The organism is Mesorhizobium sp. M8A.F.Ca.ET.021.01.1.1, from assembly GCF_003998025.1.
Lineage (GTDB): Bacteria > Pseudomonadota > Alphaproteobacteria > Rhizobiales > Rhizobiaceae > Mesorhizobium.
In genome coordinates, this window is sequence record NZ_RZSJ01000569.1 from 1 (window position 1) to 3887 (window position 3887).

The window sequence follows — 3887 nt, forward strand, 5'->3', positions numbered from 1 at the left end:
GGTTGACGCCTGGCGGCGGCACGCTGCATGTCGAATGGCGCGATGACGACCACGTCATCCTGACCGGGGCGGCCGAATGGGAATTTTCCGGCAGCTTCGATCCGTCGACCGGACAATGGGCCCGCGACACCGAAAGCGCGGCCTGATGTCCGCTCTTGCCAAAGGCGTCGACGTGGCGAAGCAGCCCGGCCGCATCGACGTGGTGACCTTCGGCTGCCGTCTCAATACCTATGAGTCCGAGGTGATGCGGCGCGAGGCCGAAAGCGCGGGCCTCGGCGCGCTCGACGGCGGCGCCGTCATCTTCAACACCTGTGCCGTCACCGGCGAAGCGGTGCGCCAGGCCAGGCAGGCGATCCGCAAGGCGCGCCGCGACAACCCGGCCGCGCGCATCATCGTCACCGGCTGCGCCGCGCAGACCGAGCCCGAAAAATTCGCCGCCATGGACGAGGTCGATCTCGTGCTTGGCAATGAGGAAAAGCTCAAGGCGAATTCCTATCGCGCGCTGCCCGATTTCGGCGTCAACGACACCGAGAAGGCGCGCGTCAACGACATCTTCTCGGTGCGCGAAACCGCCGGCCACATGGTCGACGCCATCGAGGGCCGGGCACGTGCCTTCGTGCAGGTGCAGAACGGCTGCGACCACCGCTGCACCTTCTGCATCATCCCCTATGGCCGCGGCAATTCGCGCTCGGTGCCGATGGGCGCCGTGGTCGAGCAGGTCAAGCGCTTGGCCGGCAACGGCTATGCCGAGATCGTGCTGACCGGCGTCGACATGACGTCTTTCGGCGCCGACCTGCCTGGTGTGCCGAAGCTCGGCAAGCTTGTGAAGACCATCCTCAGGCAGGTGTCCGATGTAAAGCGGCTCAGGCTGTCCTCGATCGACTCGATCGAGGCCGACGAGGACTTGCTCGACGCCATCGCCACCGAGCCGCGGCTGATGCCGCATCTGCATCTGTCGCTGCAGTCTGGCGACGACATGATCCTGAAGCGCATGAAGCGAAGGCATCTGCGCGACCAGTCGATCCGCTTTTGCGAGGATGTGCGCAAGCTGCGTCCCGGCATTGTTTTCGGCGCCGACATCATCGCCGGCTTCCCGACCGAGACCGACGCCATGTTCGAGAATTCCGAAAAAATCGTCGAGGAATGCGGCCTAACCCATCTTCACGTCTTCCCGTTTTCACCGCGCGAAGGCACTCCCGCCGCGCGCATGCCGCAGGTTCGCCGCGAGCTGGTCAAGCAGCGCGCCGCCCGGCTGCGCGCAGCCGGCGAAGCCGCCTACCAGCGGCATCTGTCTTCGCTCGCCGATAGCCGCCAGTCGATCCTGATCGAGCGCGACGGCCTTGGCCGCACCGAAGGGTTCACGCTTGCCGCACTCGCCACCGGCGCGCCGGGAGAGATCGTCGAAGCTGAAATAACCGGCCACGATGGCGCGCGGCTGACAGCCGCTCCCCTTGCCGCCCGCGCCGCCTGAGAAACGCAAAAGCATGGCTGGTTTTTTCAAGAAGATATTCTCGTTCGGCAAGAAGGAGGTCGTCGAGGAGCGCATCGACGAGACCGCCCCCCTCCCGCCGATCAAATGGGATCAGCTCGACGCGCTGAAGCCGGCGGCCGAGCAGGCCGTGCCGGAGTTTTTGAAGCGGGAGGAGGCTGTGGCGGAAGCCGCGCCGGCGGCCGCGCCTGGACCGGAGCCCGAGGAGCCCAAGCCCGAACCTGTCCCCACCATTCCGCCCCCGCCGGAGCCTACCGTTCCGTCAGAACCGGAACGGCAGCCGGAGCCTGCGCCGGAAGAGAAACCGGCAGCCCCGCCCCAGACGCCTGAACCACTGGCGCCCGAAGAGGTGCCGAAGCCACCCGTCGTTCCGCAGCCCACGCCCGAACCGCGGCCGCGGGAGATTCCGCCCGCGCCATCGGAGCCCGAGATCGTTCCATCGCGTCCGGAGAGGCAACCGGAACCCGCGCCCGTCGAAGTGCCGACGCCTCCGGTCGAAGTGCCGGTCGACATGCCCACACCGGTCGAAGTGCCGCCGGCGTCGCCGGTTGAGGCCCCTCAGTCGACGGCCGCCTCCGAGCAGCCGACTTCTGAGGCCGGCGCAGCCCCTCATCCGCCTGCCGGCACCTTCTCCCCGTATAGGGACGGGGAGAAGGGGGCTGACATCGGGGCCGGCGCCCCTCCTGGCGACATCAAACAAAAAAGCTCGACGCTGACGCCCCCCTCTCCCCGTCCTTCACGCGGAGAGGGTAAGGGTGAGGGGCAGCGCCAGCCTGCGGAAATTATCCCATCCCCGATAGAGACCGCTCCACCAGCGGAAATCGCCCCGCCCATTCGCCAGCCGGCACCCGTCGAAGCCCAGCCGGTCATTGCCGAGGTCGCGCCTGAACCGCAACCCATTCCACAGCCTGCCCCCGCTACCGGCAAGGTGACGGTTGCCAAGAAGGTCGAGCAGAAGGCCGAAGTGCAGAAGGCGCCCGAGCCGGCGCCGAGGCGGTCCTGGTTCCAGCGCATGCGGGACGGACTTGCCCGGTCGTCGCGCGAGCTGACCGGCAACATTGCCGGCGTTTTCACCAAGCGCAAGCTGGACGAGGAGACGCTGCAGGACCTGGAGGACGTGCTGATCCGCGCCGATCTTGGCGTGGAAACGGCGCTGCGCGTCACCGATTCACTGGCCTCAAGCCGCTACGGCAAGGATGTTTCCGATACCGAAGTGCGCGCCGTCATGGCGGCCGAGGTGGAGAAGGTGCTCGCCCCGGTCGCAAAATCGCTCGAGCTCGATCTCTCGCACAAGCCGCATGTCATCCTGGTGGTCGGCGTCAACGGCACCGGCAAGACCACGACCATCGGCAAGCTCGCCGCCAAGCTGACCGATGGCGGCCTGTCGGTGATGCTGGCCGCCGGCGACACGTTCCGCGCCGCCGCCATCGAACAGTTGAAGATCTGGGGCGAACGCACGAAATCGCCCGTCATTGCCTCCGAGCTCGGCGCCGATGCCGCCGGCCTTGCCTACGACGCCTTCGAGAAGGCGAAGGAGGCGGGCTCCGACGTGCTGATCATCGACACTGCCGGCCGGCTGCAGAACAAGACCGAACTGATGGCCGAGCTGGAAAAGATCGTTCGCGTGCTTGGCAAGCTCGACCCGGAAGCGCCTCACACCGTGCTGCAGACGGTCGACGCCACCACCGGCCAGAACGCGCTCAACCAGGTCGAGATCTTCCGCAATGTCGCCGGCGTCAACGGCCTGGTGATGACCAAGCTGGACGGGACCGCGCGCGGCGGTATTCTGGTGGCGATCGCGGCAAAGCATAAATTGCCGGTCTATTTCATCGGCGTCGGCGAGCAAGTCGACGACCTCGAACCGTTTTCCGCAAGCGAATTCGCCAGGGCGATCGCTGGAGTGGCTTGAACAGGCACGATGCCGGAAGTGAGGCTTCCGGATTGGATCGTGCGTAAGAAGGAAACCATGAACCCACCCATTCTCGAACGCGATCCGTCCGACCCGCAGAAAGAGAAGAAGGAAGGCATCAACCCCCTGCTCAAGCTGGCGCTGGAGCTGGGGCCGCTGCTCGTCTTTTTCTTCGCCAATGCGCGCGGCGAGTGGCTGACGCAGAAATTTCCCGTGCTGGCCGAATTCGGCGGTCCGATCTTCGTCGCCACCGGCCTGTTCATGGCCGCGACCGCGATCGCGTTGATCGCCTCATGGCTGCTGACCCGCACCTTGCCGATCATGCCGATGGTGTCGGGCGTCGTCGTTTTCATCTTCGGCGCGCTGACGCTCTATCTGCAGGACGACATCTTCATCAAGATGAAGCCGACCATCGTCAACACGCTGTTCGGCGGCGTGCTGCTCGGCGGCCTGTATTTCGGCCGCTCGCTGCTCGGCTATGTCTTCGAG

The 3887-nt window shown here is 66.0% G+C and carries 3 protein-coding genes and 1 pseudogene; all 4 read left to right on the forward strand.

Annotated features, from left to right (window positions below; genetic code table 11):
- Positions 1-146: pseudogene (locus tag EOA36_RS29905) on the forward strand (diaminopimelate epimerase); the annotation flags it as partial.
- Positions 146-1471 (forward strand): tRNA (N(6)-L-threonylcarbamoyladenosine(37)-C(2))-methylthiotransferase MtaB, encoded by a 1326-nt coding sequence (mtaB, locus tag EOA36_RS29910; protein ID WP_127280561.1) that lies wholly within the window; start codon positions 146-148, stop codon positions 1469-1471. The pseudogene EOA36_RS29905 and the gene mtaB, both read left to right, overlap by 1 nt.
- Before the next feature lie 13 nt (positions 1472-1484).
- Positions 1485-3398 (forward strand): signal recognition particle-docking protein FtsY, encoded by a 1914-nt coding sequence (gene ftsY / locus EOA36_RS29915; protein WP_127280562.1) that lies wholly within the window; start codon positions 1485-1487, stop codon positions 3396-3398.
- Positions 3399-3455: 57 nt separating this feature from the next.
- The coding region (locus tag EOA36_RS29920; RefSeq protein ID WP_189553427.1) for a septation protein IspZ at positions 3456-3887 on the forward strand (432 nt) is incomplete at its 3' end.